This is a genomic window from Kineococcus terrestris, assembly GCF_041020755.1.
GTDB classification, from domain to species: Bacteria; Actinomycetota; Actinomycetes; order Actinomycetales; family Kineococcaceae; genus Kineococcus; species Kineococcus terrestris.
In genome coordinates this window covers 75,690-96,343 of sequence record NZ_JBEUEI010000001.1, presented here as the reverse complement: position 1 = coordinate 96,343, position 20,654 = coordinate 75,690, and the positions used below count along the sequence as shown (strand labels likewise).

Sequence of the window (20,654 nt, the reverse complement as noted above, 5' to 3'; positions counted from 1 at the left end):
GATGACCGCCACCACCGAGCGGACCGGCGCCCAGAGCCTGGTCCTGGAGGACCTGCACAAGAACTACACCGCCCGCGGCCGGGAGTCCTTCCACGCCGTCAAGGGCATCGACCTGGACATCCGCCCCGGGGAGCTGGTGGCCCTGCTCGGCCCCTCCGGCTGCGGCAAGACCACCACGCTGCGGATGATCGCCGGTCTGGAGACCGTGACCTCCGGCGACATCCGCGTCGGCGACCGCTCGGTGGCCGACCTGCCGCCCGGCCGGCGGGACATCGGGGTGGGATTCGAGAGCTACGCCCTCTACCCGCCGCTGACGGTCCGCGAGAACCTCGCGTACGGGCTGAAGGCGCGCGGCGCGAAGGACGCCGACGCCCGCGTGGAGGCCATCGCCGAGCGCCTGGAGATGACCGACCTGCTGCCGCTGCGGCCGGCGAACCTGTCCAGCGGGCAGAAGCAGCGCGTCGCCCTGGGCCGGGCCCTCGTCCGCAACCCGCCCGTCCTGCTGCTGGACGAGCCGCTGTCGCACCTGGACGCCGCCCAGCGCCAGCGGGTGCGCCGCGAGCTGAAGGTGCTCCAGCGCGAGGCCGGCTGCACGACCATCGTCATCACCCACGACCAGCTGGAGGCGCTCAGCCTGGCCGACCGGCTGGCCGTCATGGACGCCGGCGTCATCCAGCAGTTCGGCACCGCCGACGAGATCTTCGACGACCCGGCGAACCTGTTCGTCGCCGACTTCGTGGGCGAGCCGAAGATCAACGTGCTGGAGGGCGTCGTCGAGTCGCCCGGCCTGGTGCGCCTCGGGCGCGAGGGGCGCCTGGCCACCGCCGCCACGTCCCCGGCGGCCGGGAGCGCCGTCACCGTCGGGCTGCGCCCGCAGGACACCCGCGAGGCCCGCGGGGACGAGCCCGCCGTGCCCGCCGAGGTCGTCGTCTTCGAGGACCTCCTGGAGTTCGGCTCGGGCACCGTGCGCGTGGAGGGCCTGGACACCGACCTCGTCGTGCAGACCCCCGCCGGTGTGCGCTGGCGGCGCGGGGACGTCGTGCGCCTGGCCGCCGCCCCCCGGCGCGTGCACCTGTTCGACCCGGACGGCGGCGCGCGCCTGCGCTGAGGTCCCGCTCCGCCCGTCCGGCCGCCCCCGCCCCGGCGTGCTTGGGTGGACGGGTGGAGCGGGGGGTCGGCTGGTGGTCGCGCGTACCGGCGCGCAGGTCGCGGCAGGTGGTGGCGGACGCCGCGTGGCTGGTCCTGGTGGCGCTCGCCGTCGCCTGCGGGCGCGCCGTGCACCGGGCGGTGTCCGCGCTGGGCGACCCCGCCCGCGGGTTCGCCGCCGGCGCCGACGACCTGGCCGGGCGGCTGCGCGACGCGGGGGAGCGGGTGGCCGGCGCCCCCCTCGTCGGCGACGAGGTCGCCGCCCCGCTGACCGGCGCCGCGGACGCCGCCGCCTCCCTGGGCGCGGCCGGGGCCGAGCAGGCCGAGGCCGCCGCCCGGCTCGCCCTGACGCTGGGCCTGCTCACCGCGCTCGTGCCCGCGCTGGCCCTCACCGCCCTCTGGCTGGGCGCCCGGCTGCGCTGGCGGCGCCGCGCCGGCCGGGCGCTGCGGCTGGCGCGGGCCCCCGGTGGCGACGAGCTGCTGGCCCTGCGCGCGCTGGCCGTCCTGCCCGCCGAGCAGCTGCTGGGCGCCCACCCCGACCCGTCGGCGGCCTGGCGGCGCGGGGACCCGGCGGCCGTGCGGGCGCTGGCCGACCTGCACCTGCGCTCGGTGGGCGTGCGCCGCTGAGGCCCGCGCTCCGCGGGGCGGTCAGGAGCGGTACCGGTCCAGGAGGGACGCCGCGCGGTCGCGCACCGCCGCGCGCAGGGTGTCCGGCGCGACCGCCTCGGCGTCCGTCCCCAGCCGCCACACGGCCCACAGCGCGTGCCGGAGGTCCTCGAAGGACAGGTCCACGCGCACCCAGCCGTCGGCCTCGGGCTCCTCGGCGCGGACGGCCCGCGCGGTGTCGAGGAGCTCCTCCCGGCGCGCGCGCCTGACCCGGACCACCGCCGCGACGTGGCCCTCGGAGAGGAACCGCGCGCTGCGCTCGGCCCAGACCCGGTCCAGGTCCAGGTGCGCGGGCCGCTGCGCCGGTTCCGCCAGCCCCTGCGCCGCCACGACCCGCGACAGCCGGTACGTGCGGTCCTCGCCGTCCCTCGTCGCCAGCAGGTAGGTGCGGCCGCGCACCACCACCAGCCCGAGGGGGTCCACGGTGCGGGAGGTCGGCGCCGCACCCGCGGTCGCGTACTCGAGGCGGAGCCGGCGACCGGCGAGCACCGCGCGGCGCACCTCCCCCACCACCTCCTCGGCCAGGTCCTCGGTGACCGCCGGCCGCGACAGCAGGTCCGTCGCGGGCTCGACGAGGAACCGCTGCGCCGCCCCGTCCAGGCGCCCGCGGTGCCCCTGCGGCAGCGCGTCGACGACCTTGCGCACCGCCGAGGCCAGCGCGGCGCCGAGCCCGAGGACGTCCCCGCCACGGCGCACCCCCGCGGTCAGCAGCGCGAGGGCCTCCTCGTGGTTCAGCCCGGCGAGCTCGGTGCGGAAACCGGGCAGCAGGGAGAACCCGCCGTGCCGACCGCGCTCCGCGTAGACGGGGACCCCCGCGGTCGAGAGCGCCTCGACGTCGCGCAGCACGGTGCGCTCGGACACCTCCAGCTCCGCGGCCAGCGCGCCCGCGGTCATCCGGCCGCGCTGGCGCAGGAGCAGGACCAGGGAGACGAGGCGGTCCGCGCGCACCGCTCCAGTCCTAGCAGGAAGCCTGACAGGAGGTGTCGTGATTCGTCGTCAGGCTGGGCGAGCGGACGTCGGGACGGTGGCCGCCCGGCCGCCGGGCGTCCGCGAGCGCAGATCGGAGCAGCCGTGGAACGGACCGCAGTGAACCCGGTGACGTGGTCGCGGGAGATGGGTTTCAACCAGGGGGAGCTCGTCTCCGGGGTCACCCGGACCCTCCACGTCTCCGGGCAGACCGCGATGAGCGCGGAGGGCCGCCCGCAGCACGAGGGCGACGTCGCCGCCCAGCTGGCCCTCGCCCTGGACAACCTCGAGGCCGTGCTGGCCGGGGCGGGCATGACGCTCGCGCACCTCGTGCGCCTCGGTGTCTTCACGACCGACGTGGACGCCCTGGTGCCCCACTACGGCGTGCTCGCCGGGAGGCTGGCCGCCGCGGGCGTCGCACCCGCGACCACGCTGCTCGGCGTCACCCGCCTCGCGGTCCCCGGCCAGGTGGTCGAGCTGGAGGGCACGGCGGTCGCGTAGGCCCGGCCACCCCGGCCACCCCGGCCGGGGCGGCCGGCGGCACGCACCGCCGGCCGCCCCGGCGCGCGGTCGTCCCGCCCCGGCGCGCGCGGGGGCCGCCCGGGGAGGAGCATCGCCCGCTGTGGAACACCGACACCTCGGCCGCTCCGGCCTGAAGATCTCCGAGATCACCTACGGCAACTGGCTGACCCACGGGTCCCAGGTCGAGAACGACGCCGCCAAGGCCTGCGTGCACGCCGCGCTGGACGCGGGCATCTCCACCTTCGACACCGCCGACGTCTACGCCAACACCGCCGCCGAGACCGTCCTGGGGGAGGCCCTGAAGGGCCAGCGGCGGGAGTCGCTGGAGATCCTCACCAAGGTCTTCGGCCCGATCGGGCCCAAGGGGCCCAACGACACCGGCCTGTCCCGCAAGCACGTCCTGGAGGCCTGCGAGGGGTCGCTGCGCCGGCTGGGCACCGACCACATCGACCTGTACCAGGCGCACCGCTACGACTACGCGACGCCGCTCGAGGAGACGATGCAGGCGTTCGCCGACCTCGTCCGCCAGGGCAAGGTGCTGTACGTCGGCGTCAGCGAGTGGACGGCCGAGCAGTTGCGCGCCGGTCACGCGCTCGCGCAGCAGCTGGGCTTCCAGCTCGTCTCGAACCAGCCGCAGTACTCGATGCTGTGGCGCGTCATCGAGGGCGAGGTCGTGCCCACCTCGAAGGAGCTGGGCGTCTCGCAGGTGGTGTGGTCGCCCATCGCCCAGGGCGTCCTGACCGGCAAGTACCGTCCCGGCGCGCAGGCGCCGGAGGGTTCGCGCGCCACCGACACCAAGGGCGGCGCGGACATGATCGCGCGGTGGATGCGCGACGACGTCCTGGAGCGCGTGCAGCTGCTGCAGCCCGTCGCCGGCGACCTCGGCCTGTCGATGGCCCAGCTGGCGGTGGCGTGGGTGCTCCAGAACGAGAACGTCGCCACGGCCATCATCGGCGCCTCGCGGCCCGAGCAGGTCGCGGACAACGCCGGCGCCGCCGGGGTGCGGATCCCCGCCGACGCGATGGCCCGCGTCGACGAGGTCCTCGGCGACGTCGTCGAGCGCGACCCGGCCCGCACGCTGGAGAGCTCCCCGAAGCAGCGCGAGGTCTGAGCCCGCGGCGCGCGGGCGGCCCTCAGCGCCAGGTGCCGCCCGCGCGCCGCTCGATCTCCGCGCGCTCGCCCAGCGGCCACGTCGGCACGTCCAGCAGCCGCGGCAGCAGGTCCGGGGCCGTGGTGATCGCCGCGAACGCCGTCCCCACCGTCACCCCGTGCGCGGGCACGTCGCGCACCTCGACGACCGCTCCGGCGCGCACCGTCCCCGGCTCCAGCACCCGCAGGTAGGCGCCGGGCACCCGCGCGGCCGTGAACCGCGGCACCCAGCGCTCCTCGCCCAGGTGCAGGGAGAACGTGCGGCAGGGGATCCGCGGGCAGCTGACCTCCAGCACCGGCCCGCCGTCGCCGACGTGCCAGCGCTCACCGAGCACGGCGCCCGTCACGTCGATCCCCGCGGTCGTCAGGTTCTCCCCGAAGCACCCGTCGGCCAGCGCCCGGCCCAGCTCGTCCTCCCAGGCGTCCAGGTCCTCGCGCGCGTACGCGTACACGGCCTGGTCGTCGCCGCCGTGGTGGCGGCGGTCGCCGACGTGGTCGCCGACCAGGCCGCTGCCGCCGGTGCCCTTGAGGCCGGGGGCGCGCACCGGCACGGGGTGGTCCACGGGCCGCTTGGCGATGCCGGTGGTCACCGTCCCCGCCGCGCCGCCGCTCTTGGCCGGGTTGGGGCGGGCCGCCCCCAGGTTCACGCTCCGGACGGTGCTCACGCCGGGCACGCTAGCCGGGCGGGCGCGGCGGCCTCCAGCGACTTCCGGGCGGGCGCTAGCCTCGCCGGGTGGCGAGCGCAGCGAGCACCGCGTACGGCGATCCCGGCAGCGGCGGGCAGGGGACGACGTACGTCCTCATCGACGGGGAGAACATCGACGCGACCCTGGGCGCGTCCATCCTCGACGGCCGTCCCGCTCCCGAGCAGCGCCCGCGCTGGGAGCGCCTGCTCGACTTCGCCCGCACCACGTTCCAGCAGCCCGCCAAGGGCCTGTTCTTCCTCAACGCCACCAGCGGGCACCTGCCGATGTCGTTCGTGCAGGCCCTGCTGGCCATCGGCTACCAGCCGATCCCGCTGGCCGGCACCGGCGGCGAGAAGGTCGTCGACATCGGCATCCAGCGCACGCTGGAGGCGATCGTCCCCCGCGACGGCGACGTCCTGCTCGCCACCCACGACGCCGACTTCGTGCCGCAGGTCGACGCCCTGCTGACCGGCGACCGGCTCGTCGGCCTGTTCGCGTTCCGCGAGTTCGTCAGCTCCCAGTACACGCCGCTGGTCGAGCGGGGCCTGAAGGTCTTCGACCTCGAGGACGACGTGCGCGCCTTCAACGTGGTCCTGCCGCGCGTGCGCATCATCCCGCTGGGCGACTTCGACCCCGTCCGCTACCTCTGAGGGCGGGGCCGGCGGCGGCCCACCGCTCAGTCCGGGCGGCCGGCGCGGTCCACCCGGTGTGCCTCCCGCCTTCGAGCGCCTCGTCCTGGCCCCGGGCGGGTGCGCCGCCGCCCAGCGGCGCTGGCGCGGCTGCCTCGCGCTCGTCACCGCCGGCCGCGTCGACCTCGTCGGCGTGCTCGCCCTGGTCGCCGGGGAGGAGGGCGGTCCGGCCGGCGCGTCGGTGCGCCTGGAGCGGGGCGCGTTCGTCCCGCTGGGCGACCTGGGCCCGGTGACGGTGCGCAACCCCGGCCCGGAGGAGGCGGTGGTGGTCCTGCTGCTCCTGCCCGCCCGCTCAGCGGACGGCGACGGGCTCCTCGCGGGCGGTGCGGGCGGTGGTGTCCAGGCGGCCGGTGCGGGTGGCCCAGCGCTCGAACCAGATGGTGAACAGCGGCGGGACGGCGGCGCCCAGGGCCAGCAGCGCCACCCACCAGCGCCAGCGCAGCACGACCGCGGCGACGACGGCGGAGACGACGGCGGAGACGCAGTAGACGACGAACGCGGCGCCGTGGACGGCGCCGACCACGGGGACACCGCCCTCGTGCGGGGCTTCGACGACGTGCTTCAGGAACATCGCGACCAGCAGCGCCGACCAGGACAGCGCCTCCACGACGGCGACGACGCGGAACCAGCGGGCTACGGCGGTGGTCACGGGACCTCCTTCGTCGGGGAGCGGTCCTCCGAGTCTGACGCGTCGTAGGAGACGCCCGCGACGCGGGAGCTGTGGGATCGCTCACCCGGCGAGCTCACCCGAGCAGCAGGTCGCCCTCCGCGGCCCGGTCCGGCGGGCAGCCCGCCCCGCCGGTGCGGCGCACCCAGCCGGGCACGTCCTCGGCGGGCATCGGCGCGCCCAGGTGGTTGCCCTGCGCCAGCCGCACCCCCAGCGCCCGCAGCGGGGCCAGCTGCCCCTCGTGCTCCACGCCCTCGGCGAGCACCTGCAGGTCCAGCGCCCGGCACAGCGCCGTGATGCCCGTCAGCAGCGGCACGTCCCCGCCCGCCGACACCAGCGACGTCAGCGACCGGTCCAGCTTCACGGTGGAGACGGGGAAGCGGCGCAGGTACGACAGCGACGTGTAGCCGATGCCGAAGTCGTCCAGGTCCAGGTGGAAGCCGGCCGCGACGACCTCGCGCAGCGACTCGGCGATCCACGGGTCGTCCGGCAGCTCCTCGTGCTCGGTGATCTCCAGGTGCAGGCGGTCGGGGTCGACGCCGTGCCGGGCCGCCAGCGCGGAGACCCACCGCACGGTCCCGCGGCGCAGCAGGCTGCCCACCCCGAGGTTGACGTGAAGGTGCAGCGGCGGCAGGCCCTGCGCGTCCCAGCCGGCCAGGTGGCCCAGGGCCCGCTCGGTGACGTGCTCGTCCAGGCGCGCGCCCAGCCCGGCGGCCTCGGCCTGCGGCAGGAACTCGTCCGGGCGCAGCAGACCGGCGCGCGGGTGCCGCCAGCGCACCAGCGCCTCCGTGGCCACCACCCGCACCGGGTCCAGCGTCACGACGGGCTGGTGGACGACGACCAGCTCGCCGACCTCCTCCGCCGGCGCCCCCTCCAGCAGCAGCCGGCGCAGCTCCTGCTGCAGGGCCAGCGCGCCCAGCACCTTCTCGCGCAGCTGCGGGCGGTAGGCCAGCGCGCGGCCCTTGCCGGCCTGCTTGGCCGCGTACATCGCCACGTCCGCGTCGACCAGCGCCTGCTCCAGCTCCACGCCCTCCGGCAGCGGGGCGGTGCCGACGCTCGCGGTGACCCGCCACGGCACGCCGGTGGCGTCGAAGGGGGCCTCCAGCGCCTCCAGCAGCAGGTCGCCCGGTCCCTCCCCGAGGGGCTCGGTGCTCACGACGGCGATGAACTCGTCCCCGCCCGTGCGGCAGACCACCCCGTGCGGGCCGACCGCCCGGCGCAGCCGGCCGGCCACGTCCAGCAGCAGCGCGTCGCCGACCGCGTGCCCGCGGGTGTCGTTGAGCTGCTTGAAGTCGTCCAGGTCCACCAGGCACACGTCCAGCGCCGCCCCGGGCACCCGCGCGCGCAGGCCGGCCACGGCCCGCGGCAGGCCGCGCCGGTTCACCAGGTCCGTCAGCGGGTCGTGGTCGGCGGCCCGCTCGGAGCGGCGCAGCGACAGCGCCGCCAGCAGCACGCCCGTGCAGGCCAGCACGTACCCGGCGGGGGCGACCACGGCCACGGCCACGTCGGGCAGCACGCCGAGGCGGCCCAGCAGCCACAGCGTCGGCACGGCGCAGAAGACCGGCACGACCGTCAGCAGGCGCTGGGCGCCGCCGCGCAGCTGACCGCCGCCCGCGGGCGTCGCGAACCGCCGCATCGAGGGGTGCTGGGCGGCCGCCGCCAGCAGCAGCGCCGCCAGCGCCCCCGGCAGCCGCAGCAGCGGGCCGTGGTCGGCGACGACGTCGGACAGCGCGGTCAGCAGGGTGCTCGTCACCAGGGACAGCGCCAGCGCCAGGACGACGAGGACGGTGGCCGGGGCGGTGCCGGTGCGGGTCGTCAGCAGCCGCAGCACCACGACGGCCAGCACCACGTCGGCGACCACCCCGGTGAGCACGGCCGGGTCGTCGACCCCGACGGCGCGCACCACGGCCAGCAGCTGCACCGCCAGCAGGGCGGTCCCGGCGGTGGTCAGCAGCACGTCCGGCCACGTCCTCTGCCCGGTGCCCGGGTCCGCGGCGCGCAGGGTGCGCACGGTGAACGGCACGGCGGTCAGCGCGACGAGCTGGACGGCGGCCAGGCCCAGCCGCAGCGTGCCGGGGTCGCCGTCGGTGGCGGCCACGGCCACCTCGGCCGCCGCCGTCGTCACCAGCAGCGCCGCCGGCGCGGCCCAGGCGCGCCGCACCTGCGGGCGGTGCCGCCGCACGCCGTGCAGCAGCACCAGCAGGGCGCCGGCGTGCACGACGACGGCGCCGGCCGCGGCCGTGGCCGGGGTGACCGGTGCGAGCGCCGCGAGGACGGCGAGCGCGGCCAGCAGCGCCAGCGCCGCGAGCGCGCCCGCGCCCAGGCCGGTGCGCGCCAGGGCGCGCGCCAGGGGGGCCGGGCCGCTGGGCGTGGTCTCGCGCATCCCGCTCCTCACCCGGTCCGGCTCCGTCCCCCGGTGCTCCCGGTCCGCGCCGCCCGGCCCACCGGTTCGGCTGTCCCCCCTACGTTCGGTCGCGGGAGCGGGGGACTGGCTCGCCCGATCGGGTGCCGCGGACGTCGCGGTGCTCGCGCGCGGTCCCGGTGGCGGGCGCACCGGCGGTGCGTAGCGTGCCGGGCGTGAACAGCGACGACCCGGTGCCCGGCGTCCCCTCCCCACCGCCCCGCGAGCGCGGACCCGTGATCAGCCTGTGGGGCGGCGGGCCCTGGGCGGACCCCGCCCGGCGCGCCGAGGCCCGCGAGGCGGCCGCGGAGGTGGAGGAGCTCGGCTACGCGCGGCTGTGGCTCTCGGGCGGCTTCGACCCCGGCCTGCACCCCGTGTTCGGCGACCTGCTGGACGCCACGCGGGAGCTGGGCGTGGCCAGCGGCATCGTCAGCGTGTGGGCGGCGACGCCGCAGGAGCTCGCCGAGGGGTGGGCCGACCTGGAACGCCGGCACCCCGGCCGCTTCCTGCTGGGGCTGGGCAACTCCCACGCGACGATCGTCGAGGGCGGCGGCGGGCGCTACGAGAAGCCGTACACGAGGACGGTCGAGCACCTCGACGCCCTCGGCGACGCCGTGCCGCCCCAGCGGCTGGTGCTGGCCGCGCTGGGCCCGCGGATGCTGCGGCTGGCGCGCGAGCGCACCCGCGGCGCGCACCCGTACTTCGTCCCGCCCGCGCACACGAGCTTCGCGCGCGAGGTGCTGGGCGGCTCGTCGTGGCTGGCGCCGGAGGTGGCGGTGGTGCTGGAGAGCGACCCCGGCCGGGCCCGCGCGGTGGCCCGCGAGCACACCCGCGGCTACCTGGCGCTGCCCAACTACGCGGACAACCTGCGGCGCCTGGGCTACGGCGACGACGACCTGCGCGACGGCGGCAGCGACCGGCTCGTCGACGAGCTGGTCTGCTGGGGCGAGCCGGCCACCGTGGCCGCGGGCGTCGCCCGGCACGTGGACGCCGGCGCCGACGAGGTCGCCGTGCAGGTCCTCACCGCCGACCCCGGCCGCTTCCCGCGCGCGGAGTGGGCGCAGCTGGCCGCGGCGCTGCTGCCCGCCTGAGGACCCGCCCGGACGAGCCCCCGCGCGCGCGGCGGGTCCCGGCCCCCGGGAGGGCGGGACCCGCCGCGCGGGCGGGGGAGCGGGGCTCAGTCGGTGCCGGCCTCCATGGCGGCCCGGTCCAGCAGCTCCTCGTCGGGCGAGACGGTCCCGCGCGAGGCGATCGCCTCGGCACCGCCCTCGTCCATCGCGCCGATGAGCCCGGTGGCGGCGGCCTGCGCGGCGCCGACCAGCACGGGCCGCTGCGACTCGCCGACCAGGCCGATGCGCGCGTACTGCTCCAGGCGGGCCCGCGAGTCGGCGATGTCGAGGTTGCGCATCGTCAGCTGCCCGATGCGGTCCACGGGGCCGAACGCCGAGTCCTCGGTGCGCTCCATCGACAGCTTGTCGGGGTGGTAGCTGAACGAGGGGCCGGTGGTGTCGAGGATCGAGTAGTCCTCCCCGCGGCGCAGCCGCAGCGTCACCTCGCCGGTGACGGCCATGCCGACCCAGCGCTGCAGCGACTCGCGCAGCATGAGCGCCTGCGGGTCCAGCCAGCGCCCCTCGTACATGAGGCGGCCCAGGCGCCGGCCCTCGTTGTGGTAGCTGGCGACGGTGTCCTCGTTGTGGACGGCGTTGACGAGGCGCTCGTAGGCGGCGTGCAGCAGCGCCATGCCCGGCGCCTCGTAGATGCCGCGGCTCTTGGCCTCGATGATGCGGTTCTCGATCTGGTCGGACATGCCCAGCCCGTGCCGGCCGCCGATCGCGTTGGCCTCCAGCACCAGGTCCACGGCCGAGTCGAACTCGCGCCCGTTGATCGTGACGGGGCGGCCCTGCTCGAAGCCGACGGTGACGTCCTCGGGGGCGATCTCGACCTCGGGGTCCCAGAACCGCACGCCCATGATCGGCTCGACGAGCTCGATGCCGACGTCGAGGTGCTCCAGCCGCTTGGCCTCGTGGGTGGCGCCCCAGATGTTGGCGTCGGTGGAGTACGCCTTCTCGGTGCTGGCGCGGTAGGGCAGGTCGCGCGCCTGCAGCCACTGCGACATCTCGGTGCGCCCGCCGAGCTCGGTGACGAAGTCGGCGTCCAGCCACGGCTTGTAGATGCGCAGGGACGGGTTGGCCAGCAGGCCGTAGCGGTAGAACCGCTCGATGTCGTTGCCCTTGTAGGTGGAGCCGTCGCCCCAGATCTGCACGTCGTCGGCGAGCATCGCGCGCACCAGCAGGGTGCCGGTGACGGCGCGGCCGAGCGGGGTGGTGTTGAAGTAGGCGCGCCCGCCGGAGCGGATGTGGAAGGCGCCGCACGTCAGGGCGGCCAGGCCCTCCTCCACGAGGGCGGCGCGGCCGTCGACGAGGCGGGCGACCTCGGCGCCGTAGTCGGTCGCGCGGCCGGGCACCGAGGCGATGTCGGTCTCGTCGTACTGGCCGATGTCGGCGGTGTAGGTGCACGGCACGGCGCCCTTCTCCCGCATCCAGGCGACCGCCACGGAGGTGTCCAGGCCGCCGGAGAAGGCGATCCCGACGCGCTCGCCGGTGGGCAGGGAGGTGAGGACCTTCGACATGCGGAAGATCATGCACGGAAGTGGATGAACATGCAAAGCGCCGCCGTGTCGGAGCGGTGTGACAAGCGTCCTTGACACCGGACGAGCGGCCGGGCAGGCTCGTCGCATGACAAGCACGCTTGACACCACGGGTCGCAGCCGCGGAGACCGCGCCCGGACCCGCGCCTACGCCCGGGACTTCGTGCCCGCCATGGCCGGCTACGTGGTGGCGATCGCCGCCGTGACCGTCTGGGGCGGCCTGGACGGCGACAGCCCGTGGCGCTTCGCCTGGGCCCTGCTGCCCGTCCTGCCGGTCCTCGCCGTCGTGCGCGCCGTCGTGCGGGCGCTGCGCCGGTCCGACGAGTACGCCCAGCTCGTGCAGCTGCGCGGCCTGGCCGTCGGCTTCGCCGTCGCGGTGGTCGCCTGCGTCGTCCTCGGGATGCTGCAGCTGGCCGGCCTGGTGGTCCCCGTCGCGCCCTGGCTGGTGGTCGGCGCGGCGATGACCTCCTGGGCCGTCGCCGCGGCCGTCGCCTCGCGCTGAGGCGGCGCCGTGGACAACCGCATCCGCGAGCTGCGCACCGCCCGCGGCTGGACCCAGGCGGGCCTGGCCGACCTGCTCGACGTCTCCCGGCAGACCGTCAACGCCCTGGAGACCGGCCGCTACGACCCCAGCCTGCCGCTGGCCTTCCGCCTGGCGCGGGTGCTCGGCGAGCCGCTGGAGGCGATCTTCGACCCGGGGGAGGAGCTCAGCGAGCGGACGGCCGCGCGCTGAGCCGGACCGGACGGCCGGCGCCTCAGTCGTGGGTGACGGGCTCGTGCCCGGCGTGCGAGGCCGGCTCCAGCTGGAACGTCGCGTGGTGCACGGCGACGGGGAAGTGCTCGGCCACGCACGCCTGCAGGTCGTCCAGGACCCGCGGGGCGTGCCCGTCGCCGAAGCACGAGTCGTCCAGGACCACGTGCGCCGACAGCACCGGCAGGCCGGTGGTGATCTGGCTGGCGTGCAGGTCGTGGACCGCCAGCACGTGCGGCAGCTCGAGCAGGTGCCGGCGCACGTCCTCCAGGTCCAGGCCCGGCGGGACGGCCTCCAGCAGCACGCCGGTCGTCTCCCGCAGCAGGCGCACCGTGCGCGGCAGGATGAGGCAGCCGATGAGGACGGACACCAGCGCGTCGGCGCGCGCCCACCCGGTCAGCGCGATGACGACGGCCGCGACGATCACGGCGACGGAGCCCAGGCCGTCGTTGGCGACCTCCAGCACCGCCGCGCGCAGGTTGACGTTGCGCGGCGCGCCCGACCGCCCGCCCCGGCCGCGCAGCAGGACGACGAGGCAGGCGACGTTGGCCACGAGGCCGACGACGCCGAAGACGAGCATGAGGCCGGAGGCCACCTCCGGCGGCTCCAGCAGCCGCCGCACCCCCTCGACGAGCACGAACACGCCCACGGCCAGCAGCACCGAGGCCTGCAGGGTGGCCGCCAGCACCTCGGCGCGCCGGTAGCCCCACGTGCGCCGCGGGGAGGCCGGGCGCAGCGCGAGCGTGGCGGCGACGAGGGCGATGACCAGCCCCGCGACGTCGGTGAGCACGTGCCCGGCGTCGGCCAGCAGCGCCAGGCTGCCCGACCAGGCGGCGCCCACGACCCCCGTGACCAGGGCGGCGCCGGTGATGGCCACGACGACCGCCAGCCGCCGCCGGTCGTCGCGCGGGTCGCCGCCCAGCGCGTGGCCGTGGCCGTGCCCGTGCCCGTGACCGGCGCTCACGAGGGCACCGCGCAGGTGGCCGGGTCGACCGCGAGGACGACGCCGAGCAGGTCGCCCAGGGCGTGGGCGATGCTCGCGTCGGCCAGCTCGTAGCGCGCGCGGCGCCCCTCGGGCACCGAGACCACCAGCCCGCACCCGCGCAGGCACGACAGGTGGTTGGACAGGTTCTGCCGGCTCACCCCGAGCAGGTCGGCCAGCTCCGCCGGGTAGCCGGGCGCCTCGCGCAGCGCCAGCAGCAGGCGCGCGCGCGTCGGGTCCGACAGGGCGTGCCCGAAGCGCGCGAGGACCTCGGCGCGGGTGGCGATCACCCCACCACTGTACAGCGATCGATGTATCCAGTCGAGCGTGAACCCAGCCGGGTACCCGCGGGCCGCCCCGGGTCAGTCGCCCTCGGCCAGGACGAACGGGTGCACGCCGTCCGCCCCCGCCCGGCGCAGCTGGCGCGCCGCCACCGCCAGCGTCCAGCCCGAGCGCACGCGGTCGTCGACCAGCAGCACCCGCCGCCCCTCCAGGGCCGCGTCCGCCGGCAGCCGGAAGCGGTCGTGCACCTGCGCCAGGCGGTGCGCGGAGTTCACGTCGCTGCGGGTGGGGCCCGCGCCCGGGCGCAGCTCGAACGTCGCCAGCAGCGGCAGGTCCGCCCACCGGGCCAGCCCGGCCGCCAGGTGCGCCACCAGCCGCGGGCGCGAGGCCGAGCACATCGCCACCACCCCGTCCAGGCCCAGGTCGCGGCCCCAGTCGCCCAGCACCTGCACCGCGGCGTGCCGCAGCGCCACCGGCACCTCGCCGTCCTCGGCGCCCGGCGCGAACAGCTCGCGCACCGCGCCGCCCCAGCCCAGGTCGGTCATCCGGGCCACGACGCGGCCCTCGGCCGGCTGCTCGGCCGGCGCGATCCGCCCGCGCAGCTCCACGCCCAGCGCCGCCAGCCCGCTGGGCCACGTCCGCTTCGGCGGCAGCGGCACCCCCGGGCGGTCCAGGTCGGCGCCCGCGCGCGCCACCGCCGCCTCGTCCACCTGCGCCGTCAGCGCGAAGGCGCCGCACGTGTCGCAGCGCCCGCACGGCGCCGCCTCCTCGTCGTCCAGCGCGCGGCGCAGGAACTCCAGGCGGCAGCCCGTCGTGGCCTCGTAGTCGAGCATCGCCCGCTGCTCGACCTCGCGGGCGCGCGCCACCCGCTCGTAGCGCTCGGCGTCGTACTCCCACGGCCGGCCCGTCGCCTCCCAGCCGCCGCGCACCCGGCGCACCGCGCCGTCCACGTCCAGCACCTTCAGCATCAGCTCCAGCCGGCTGCGCCGCAGCGCCACCCGCGTCTCCAGCGCCTGCGTCGACAGCGGCTCGCCGGCCGCCGTCAGCGCCTCCAGCGCCGCGCGCACGTCCGCCTCCGCCGGGAAGCCCACCGAGGCGAACCAGCGCCACACGTCCTGGTCCTCCGCGCCCGGCAGCAGGACCACCGCCGCGTCGTCGATGCCGCGCCCGGCGCGCCCGACCTGCTGGTAGTAGGCGATGGGGGACGACGGCGCGCCCAGGTGCACGACGAAGCCCAGGTCGGGCTTGTCGAAGCCCATGCCCAGCGCGCTGGTGGCCACCAGCGCCTTGACCCGGTCGCCCAGCAGGTCCTCCTCGGCCTGCAGGCGCTCGGCGGGGTCCGTCTGCCCCGTGTAGGCGGCCGCCTCGATCCCGTGCGCGCGCAGGTGCGCGGCCACGTCCGCGGCCGCCGCCACCGTCAGCACGTAGACGATGCCCGAGCCCTCGAAGCGGGGCAGGTTCTCCACCAGCCACGCCAGCCGGTGCGCGTGCGAGGGCAGCCGCAGCACCCCCAGCCGCAGCGACTCGCGGTCCAGCGACCCGCGCAGCACCAGGACGTCCTCCAGGGTGCGGGTGCCCGTGACCGACAGCTGCTCGGCGACGTCGGCGGTGACGCGCGCGTTGGCCGTCGCCGTGGTCGCCAGGACCGGGATGCCGTCGGGCAGGTCGGCCAGCAGCGTGCGGATGCGCCGGTAGTCGGGCCGGAAGTCGTGGCCCCAGTCCGAGACGCAGTGCGCCTCGTCGACCACGAGCAGCCCCGTGGTGGCCGCCAGCTGCGGCAGCACCTCGTCGCGGAAGCCGGGGTTGTTCAGGCGCTCGGGGGAGACCAGCAGCACGTCCACCCGCCCGGCGCGCACGTCGTCGTAGACCGCGCCCCACTCCTCGGCGTTCGTGGAGTTCACCGTCACCGCGCGCACCCCCGCGCGCTCGGCCGCGGCGACCTGGTTGCGCATGAGCGCCAGCAGCGGGGACACGATGACCGTCGGGCCCGCGCCCCGCGCCCGCAGCAGCGCCGTCGCCACGAAGTACACCGCCGACTTGCCCCAGCCCGTGCGCTGCACCACCAGCGCGCGCCGGCGGTCCGCCACCAGCGCCTCGACGGCCGTCCACTGGTCCTCGCGCAGGGCCGCGGACGGGTCCTGGACCAGCCGGCGCAGGACCTCCTCGGCCTCCTCGCGCAGGCCGGCGCCGCGGGTGACGTCGAGGGTCGCGGTCGGGGCGGGGGTCTCCATGGCCGCGATGCTGCCACCGCGCCACGACACGACCGCGCCGCGCGCCCGCCCCGTCCACCGCCCGGCGCGCGCGCCCTCCCGCTCAAGCCCTGTGGACCCCGTGACGACAACCCCCCATGGCCACCACGGTGCCCGTCGCGCCCGCCCCCGCGCGCCCCGCCGACCCGCCCGCCGGGCCGCCGGGCGGCGCGCCGGCGGACCCGCTCGCCGGGGCGCCCGCGACCGCCGCGCCCGCGCTGACGGCCCGCGACGTCGCCGCCTCGTGGGGGGAGTGGGCCACCGCCGCCGACCTCGCCGACGAGGTGGCGCTCGCCCTGCGCCTGCTGGCCACCCGCCCCGGGCCCGCGCCCGCCGACGACCGCGCCGCCGACCAGGCCGCGCAGGAGGCCGCCCGCCTGCACCTGCTGGCGCACGAGCCGGCCACGGGTCTCGCCGTCCTCGACGCGCTGGCCCGCGCCCGACCCGCCGTCCCGTCCCCCGCCGCGCCCACCGCCCCCGCCGAGGGGCCCCGCGCGGCCCTCGTGGCGGCCCTGCGCGCCGCCGCCGACCCCGGTCCCGTCGGCGAGCAGGCCTACCGCTGGCTGCTGGCGGGCCTGCGCAACGGCGACTGGTCCGCGTCCTGGCACTCCACCTACCTCGTCGGCGCGGCCGCCGACCAGCGCGGCGACCTGCCGACGGCCGACGAGATGTGGACCCGCGCGGCCTCCGTGCACGGCATCCGCACCCGCCCCGTCGTCCAGCGCGCGGCGGTGGCCCGCCTGGCGCGCCGCGACCGCACCGACGCCGCCGACAGCGCCGCGGCCGCCGCCGAGGCCGCCGCCCTGCTGACCGGGCTGCCCGGCGGCGCCGCCGCCGACGTGCCCGCGGTCGCGGCGACCGCCGCCGCGCTCGCGGCCCGCGGCGACGGGCACGGCGCGGCCCTGCTGCTGGCCGCCCTGCACCCCGAGGTGCCGCCGGGCACCGCCGCCGGCGCGCTGCCGGCCGGGGCGCGCGCCACCCGCGCCGAGCTGGCCGCCCTGGACCGCCTCGACGCCGAGGCGACCGGCGCGCCCGTGCCGGCCGCGGCCGCCGCCGCCGGGCTGGGCGCGCTGCTGCCGCTGGCCGCGGGCGCCGAGGGACTGCCGGTCCTGCTGGCCGCCGCCCTCGCCGCCGCCGCCGGGGCCGCCGGGTCGCTGCGCCTGGCCCGCCAGCGCCGCCGCAACGCCCGCGCCGCCGCCCGCCGCGGCGCGCTGCGCGACCAGCGCCGCCAGCTGGACCGCTGCGTCTGCTACGAGGCGCCCGTGGTCACCGGCGCGCACGTGCGCACGGTCCTGGAGCACCACCTCCTGCCCGTCGACGTGCCCGCCGACGTCGCCGCGGACCTGCCCGCCGACCTGCCCGTGGACCCGCCCGCAGCCGGCGGTCGCCTGGCCTGGTGCCCGCGCACGGGATTCCTGTGGCTGCACCGCGCGCAGGGCACGGCCGGGCAGGCGCTGCTGCTGCGCGGGCGCCCCGTCGCGGCCCGCGACGGCGAGGGCGCCCGCACGCCCTCGAGCGTCCCCACCGGCTTCTACCTCTGACCCGCCCGCCGCGCCCCGCCCGCGACCCCGTTCGGCGGACGTCGTGGGCGCGGTGTTGACTGCCGTCGTGCGCTACGTCGTGGTCGGGGCCGGAGCCGTCGGCGGGACGATCGGGGGCCGGCTGGCGCAGCACGGCCACGACGTCGTCCTCGTCGCCCGCGGCGCCCACGCCGAGCGGCTGGCCGCCGACGGGCTGCGGATGCTCACCCCCGACGGCCCCGTGCACGTGCGCCCGGCCGTGGCCACCGGCCCCGACGACGTCCGCCTCACCCCCGCCGACGTGCTCGTGCTCGCCGTGAAGGTGCAGGACACCGCGAGCGTGCTGCCCGAGTGGGCCGCCGCGCCCCTGGCCGGCGGCCCGGCCGGGCTCACCGCCGGCGCGCGGCTGCCCGTCGTCTGCGCGCAGAACGGCCTGGAGGGCGACCGGCTGGCGCAGCGGTGGTTCCGCCACGTCGTCGGCGCCTGCGTCTACCTGCCCGCCACCCACCTGGAGCCGGGCACGGTCGTCGCCGAGGGCGCCCCCGTCTCCGGGGCCCTCCTGCTGGGCCGCACCACCGCGGGCCCGCGCGAGCACGCCGAGCGGGTCGCGGCGGACCTGTCCGGCGCCGGGTTCGCGGCCCGCGCGGTCGACGACGTCGGCCCCGCCCAGCGCGGCAAGCTGCTGTCCAACACCGCCAACGCCGTGGACGCCGTCGTGCGCGAGCAGGAGCTGGACGGGGAGGCCGCCGACGCCCTGCGCGAGGACGCCCGCGCCGAGGGGGCCGCCGTGTTCGCCGCCGCCGGCCTGCCGGTGGCCGACCAGCTGGAGGCCCTGCCGGAGCTGCGCGGTCTGGGCTTCGGCGCCGCCCCCGTCGCCGGCGCCGAGCGCGGCGGGTCGTCCTCCTGGCAGAGCCTGCGCCGCGGCGGCACGGTGGAGACCGACTGGCTCAACGGCGAGGTCGTGCGCCGCGGTCGCGTCCTCGGCGTGCCCACCCCGGTCAACGAGGCGCTGCAGGTCCTCGCCGACGCCGCCGCCCGCAGCGGCGCCGGCCCGCGCACCCTCGCGGTGGCCGACGTGCGCCGCCTCGTGGACGAGCTGACCCGGGTCTCCTGAGACGATGCCGTCCATGCGCGTCGACCACGTCGGCTACGCCGCCGGCCCCGAGGGCCTGCAGGCCACGGCCCGCCGCCTGGCCGCGCAGCTGGGCGTGCGCACCGTCGACGGGGGCCCGCACCCCCGCTCCGGCACCCGCAACGTCGTGCTGCCGCTGTCCGACGGCTCCTACGTCGAGGTCGCCGAGGTCCTGGACCACCCGGTCGCCGACAAGGCCCTGTTCGGGCGCGCGGTGCGCGCCCGCTCCGAGGCCGGCGGCGGCTGGTTCGTGTGGGCGCTGACCGTCGACGACCTCGACGCCCACGCCGTGCGGCTGGGCGAGAGCGCCGAGCCGGGGGTGCGCCGGCGCCCCGACGGCGTGGAGCTGCGCTGGCGCCAGATCGGCGCCCCGGGCCTGCGCGAGGACCCGCAGCTGCCGCTGCTCATCGAGTGGTCCGGGCCCGCCACCCAGCACCCGTCGGCGATCGCGCTGGCCGGGGGCACCCGCCTGGCGGGGCTCACCATCGCCGGGCGCCCCGAGCGGGTGCGCAGCTGGCTGGGCCTGCCGCCGGAGTTCGCCGTCGAGCGCCTCGACTTCACCTTCGTCGACGAGGCCGGTGACCCCGGCCTGCGCGCGGTGACGTTCCAGACGCCCCGCGGCCCCGTCACGGTCTGACCCGGGGCGACGCCGTGCTCGACCAGCTCCCGGAGTGGTTCCCGTCGCTGACCGCGTCGGCGATCGCCCTGCTGGCGGTCGACCTCGTCATCCGCCTGACCGCGATCGCGGTCGTCCCCGTCAACCGCCGGCCCAGCTCCGCGCTGGCGTGGCTGCTGACGATCTTCTTCATCCCCTACGTCGGGGTCGTGGCGTTCCTGCTCATCGGCAACCCGAAGCTGCCGCGCGCCCGCCGCCGCAAGCAGCGCGAGATCAACCAGCTCATCCTGGACTCCACCCGCGGGATGGACCTGGTGAGCACCGACCACCCGTGGCCGCCGTGGCTGGAGGGCGTCGTCACCCTCAACCGCACCCTGGGCTCGATGCCGCTGGTCGGCGGGAACCGCGTGGAGGTCTCCGACGACTACGACGCGACGATCCGCGCGATGGCCGAGACGATCCGCGGCGCGAACCGCTACGTCCACGTCGAGTTCTACATCATGTCCCTGGACGACACGTCCCGTCCGATGTTCGAGGCGATGGCCGACGCGGTGCGCCGCGGGGTGACGGTGCGGGTGCTCATCGACCACCTCGGGACGTGGCGCTACCCGTACTACCGGCGCACCACCCGGTTCTTCGAGCAGCACGGCATCGAGTGGCACCCGATGCTGCCGGTGCAGCTGCACCGGCTGAAGTACCAGCGCCCGGACCTGCGCAACCACCGCAAGCTGCTCGTCGCCGACGGCGACGTGGCGTGGATCGGCTCGCAGAACGTCCTCGACCGCAGCTACAACCGCCGCGGCAACAAGCGCCGCGGGCTGCGGTGGCAGGACCTCATGGTGCGCCTGGAGGGTCCCGTCGTCACCGGGGTCGACGCCCTGTTCGTCACCGACTGGTACTCCGAGACCGACGAGCTGCTGAAGACGGAGACGCCCGAGGCGACCGTCCCCGACCCGCCCGGGGCGCTGGACTGCCAGGTGGTGCCCAGCGGCCCGGGGTTCGAGGGGCAGAACAACCTCAAGCTGTTCAACGCCCTGCTGTACGCGGCGCAGCGGCGCATCTCGATCACCAGCCCGTACTTCGTGCCCGACGAGTCGATGCTGGCGGCCATCACGACGGCCGCCGAGCGGGGCGTCGACGTGGAGCTGTTCACCTCCGAGGAGGGCGACCAGGCGCTGGTGTTCTACGCCGAGTGCTCCTACTACGAGGACCTCCTGCGCGCCGGGGTGCGCATCCACCGCTACCCGCCGCCGTACGTGCTGCACGCCAAGCACATGACGATCGACGAGGAGGTCAGCGTCGTCGGGTCCTCGAACATGGACATGCGCTCGTTCGAGCTGGACCTGGAGCTGACGCTCATGGTGTGCGGGCGCTCCTTCGCCGACGACCTGCGCCGGGTGGAGGACGGCTACCGCGCGGTGTGCAAGGAGCTGACGCTGGAGGAGTGGCTGGCGCGGCCGCGCTCGCACGTGCTGAAGGAGAACGTGTCGCGGCTGACGTCCGCGCTCCAGTGAGACGGCACGGACCGTTGAGGCGTTCCTCCCCTGCACAGCCGCTGCGCTGCTCCCCTCGGTGCGGTGGTT

General features: G+C 77.1%; 20 protein-coding genes. 12 read left to right on the top strand and 8 right to left on the bottom strand.

The window, feature by feature from the left end; all coding sequences use genetic code 11:
- Position 1: 1 nt before the first annotated feature.
- The gene (locus AB8M62_RS00470; protein ID WP_369053218.1) at positions 2-1,108 is read left to right on the top strand and encodes an ABC transporter ATP-binding protein; all 1,107 of its coding nucleotides are present in this window, start codon (positions 2-4) and stop codon (positions 1,106-1,108) included.
- A gap of 107 nt (positions 1,109-1,215) precedes the next feature.
- Positions 1,216-1,773, top strand: coding sequence for a hypothetical protein (locus AB8M62_RS00465; RefSeq protein ID WP_369068284.1), 558 nt, complete (start codon positions 1,216-1,218; stop codon positions 1,771-1,773).
- Between the two features lie 21 nt (positions 1,774-1,794).
- Here the strand turns inward: AB8M62_RS00465 and AB8M62_RS00460 are convergent, their stop codons facing one another.
- On the bottom strand, positions 1,795-2,760 hold the full coding sequence (locus AB8M62_RS00460) for a helix-turn-helix transcriptional regulator (protein ID WP_369068283.1): 966 nt from the start codon (positions 2,758-2,760) through the stop codon (positions 1,795-1,797).
- Between the two features lie 165 nt (positions 2,761-2,925).
- Between AB8M62_RS00460 and AB8M62_RS00455 the strand changes: the two genes are divergently transcribed.
- Positions 2,926-3,279: a RidA family protein gene (locus tag AB8M62_RS00455; protein WP_369053270.1), complete on the top strand. Its 354-nt coding sequence runs from the start codon at positions 2,926-2,928 to the stop codon at positions 3,277-3,279.
- A gap of 121 nt (positions 3,280-3,400) precedes the next feature.
- Complete coding sequence (locus tag AB8M62_RS00450; RefSeq protein ID WP_369053224.1) at positions 3,401-4,411, top strand: aldo/keto reductase family protein; 1,011 nt, start codon at positions 3,401-3,403, stop codon at positions 4,409-4,411.
- 22 nt (positions 4,412-4,433) lie between these two features.
- On the opposite strand, the gene AB8M62_RS00445 is transcribed toward AB8M62_RS00450, so the two are convergent.
- Complete coding sequence (locus tag AB8M62_RS00445) at positions 4,434-5,114, bottom strand: MOSC domain-containing protein (RefSeq protein ID WP_369068281.1); 681 nt, start codon at positions 5,112-5,114, stop codon at positions 4,434-4,436.
- A 68-nt stretch (positions 5,115-5,182) separates the two neighbouring features.
- Here AB8M62_RS00445 and AB8M62_RS00440 point away from each other — a divergent pair, with 68 nt between their 5' ends.
- Positions 5,183-5,785 (top strand): NYN domain-containing protein, encoded by a 603-nt coding sequence (locus AB8M62_RS00440; RefSeq protein ID WP_369068280.1) that lies wholly within the window; start codon positions 5,183-5,185, stop codon positions 5,783-5,785.
- A 331-nt stretch (positions 5,786-6,116) separates the two neighbouring features.
- Here AB8M62_RS00440 and AB8M62_RS00435 read toward each other — a convergent pair whose 3' ends face one another.
- Both AB8M62_RS00435 and AB8M62_RS00430 read right to left on the bottom strand, forming a co-directional pair.
- On the bottom strand, positions 6,117-6,473 hold the full coding sequence (locus AB8M62_RS00435) for a DUF3817 domain-containing protein (protein ID WP_369068279.1): 357 nt from the start codon (positions 6,471-6,473) through the stop codon (positions 6,117-6,119).
- Positions 6,474-6,567: 94 nt separating this feature from the next.
- On the bottom strand, positions 6,568-8,874 hold the full coding sequence (locus tag AB8M62_RS00430) for a putative bifunctional diguanylate cyclase/phosphodiesterase (protein ID WP_369068278.1): 2,307 nt from the start codon (positions 8,872-8,874) through the stop codon (positions 6,568-6,570).
- A 194-nt stretch (positions 8,875-9,068) separates the two neighbouring features.
- Between AB8M62_RS00430 and AB8M62_RS00425 the strand changes: the two genes are divergently transcribed.
- The gene (locus AB8M62_RS00425) at positions 9,069-9,983 is read left to right on the top strand and encodes a TIGR03620 family F420-dependent LLM class oxidoreductase (protein ID WP_369068277.1); all 915 of its coding nucleotides are present in this window, start codon (positions 9,069-9,071) and stop codon (positions 9,981-9,983) included.
- 86 nt (positions 9,984-10,069) lie between these two features.
- Here AB8M62_RS00425 and argG read toward each other — a convergent pair whose 3' ends face one another.
- Positions 10,070-11,521, bottom strand: a complete 1,452-nt coding sequence (gene argG, locus AB8M62_RS00420) for an argininosuccinate synthase (RefSeq protein ID WP_369068403.1) — start codon at positions 11,519-11,521, stop codon at positions 10,070-10,072.
- 106 nt (positions 11,522-11,627) lie between these two features.
- Here argG and AB8M62_RS00415 point away from each other — a divergent pair, with 106 nt between their 5' ends.
- Both AB8M62_RS00415 and AB8M62_RS00410 read left to right on the top strand, forming a co-directional pair.
- Positions 11,628-12,041, top strand: coding sequence for a hypothetical protein (locus tag AB8M62_RS00415; protein ID WP_369053233.1), 414 nt, complete (start codon positions 11,628-11,630; stop codon positions 12,039-12,041).
- Positions 12,042-12,050: 9 nt separating this feature from the next.
- Positions 12,051-12,272 carry a helix-turn-helix transcriptional regulator gene (locus AB8M62_RS00410; protein WP_369068276.1) on the top strand — a complete coding sequence of 74 codons (222 nt, stop codon included), beginning with the start codon at positions 12,051-12,053 and terminating at the stop codon, positions 12,270-12,272.
- Between the two features lie 22 nt (positions 12,273-12,294).
- Here the strand turns inward: AB8M62_RS00410 and AB8M62_RS00405 are convergent, their stop codons facing one another.
- From AB8M62_RS00405 to AB8M62_RS00395, 3 genes are all read right to left on the bottom strand, one after another.
- Entirely contained in the window at positions 12,295-13,254 is a 960-nt protein-coding gene (locus AB8M62_RS00405; RefSeq protein ID WP_369068275.1) for a cation diffusion facilitator family transporter, read from the bottom strand.
- On the bottom strand, positions 13,251-13,562 hold the full coding sequence (locus AB8M62_RS00400) for an ArsR/SmtB family transcription factor (RefSeq protein WP_369068274.1): 312 nt from the start codon (positions 13,560-13,562) through the stop codon (positions 13,251-13,253). Before AB8M62_RS00400 ends, AB8M62_RS00405 begins: the two co-directional genes overlap by 4 nt.
- 72 nt (positions 13,563-13,634) lie before the next feature.
- Positions 13,635-15,785 (bottom strand): RecQ family ATP-dependent DNA helicase, encoded by a 2,151-nt coding sequence (locus AB8M62_RS00395; protein ID WP_369068273.1) that lies wholly within the window; start codon positions 15,783-15,785, stop codon positions 13,635-13,637.
- A gap of 116 nt (positions 15,786-15,901) precedes the next feature.
- On the opposite strand from AB8M62_RS00395, the gene AB8M62_RS00390 reads away from it, so the two are divergent.
- The 4 genes from AB8M62_RS00390 (at position 15,902) to cls (ending at position 20,585) form a co-directional block, all read left to right on the top strand.
- Entirely contained in the window at positions 15,902-17,344 is a 1,443-nt protein-coding gene (locus AB8M62_RS00390; RefSeq protein WP_369068272.1) for a hypothetical protein, read from the top strand.
- A 67-nt stretch (positions 17,345-17,411) separates the two neighbouring features.
- Positions 17,412-18,437: a ketopantoate reductase family protein gene (locus tag AB8M62_RS00385; RefSeq protein ID WP_369068271.1), complete on the top strand. Its 1,026-nt coding sequence runs from the start codon at positions 17,412-17,414 to the stop codon at positions 18,435-18,437.
- Positions 18,438-18,450: 13 nt separating this feature from the next.
- Positions 18,451-19,092, top strand: coding sequence for a VOC family protein (locus AB8M62_RS00380; protein ID WP_369053243.1), 642 nt, complete (start codon positions 18,451-18,453; stop codon positions 19,090-19,092).
- Between the two features lie 14 nt (positions 19,093-19,106).
- A complete protein-coding gene (gene cls / locus AB8M62_RS00375) occupies positions 19,107-20,585 on the top strand; it encodes a cardiolipin synthase (protein ID WP_369053244.1) in 1,479 nt (492 codons plus the stop codon).
- Positions 20,586-20,654 lie beyond the last annotated feature (69 nt).

Coding starts and splice junctions, on each gene's coding strand:
- AB8M62_RS00395 (WP_369068273.1), bottom strand. CDS start 15,785: ATGGAGACCCCCGCCCCGACCGCGACCCTCGACGTCACCCGCGGCGCC.
- AB8M62_RS00430 (WP_369068278.1), bottom strand. CDS start 8,874: ATGCGCGAGACCACGCCCAGCGGCCCGGCCCCCCTGGCGCGCGCCCTG.
- AB8M62_RS00470 (WP_369053218.1), top strand. CDS start 2: ATGACCGCCACCACCGAGCGGACCGGCGCCCAGAGCCTGGTCCTGGAG.
- AB8M62_RS00390 (WP_369068272.1), top strand. CDS start 15,902: ATGGCCACCACGGTGCCCGTCGCGCCCGCCCCCGCGCGCCCCGCCGAC.
- AB8M62_RS00455 (WP_369053270.1), top strand. CDS start 2,926: ATGGGTTTCAACCAGGGGGAGCTCGTCTCCGGGGTCACCCGGACCCTC.
- argG (WP_369068403.1), bottom strand. CDS start 11,521: ATGTCGAAGGTCCTCACCTCCCTGCCCACCGGCGAGCGCGTCGGGATC.
- AB8M62_RS00380 (WP_369053243.1), top strand. CDS start 18,451: ATGCGCGTCGACCACGTCGGCTACGCCGCCGGCCCCGAGGGCCTGCAG.
- AB8M62_RS00415 (WP_369053233.1), top strand. CDS start 11,628: ATGACAAGCACGCTTGACACCACGGGTCGCAGCCGCGGAGACCGCGCC.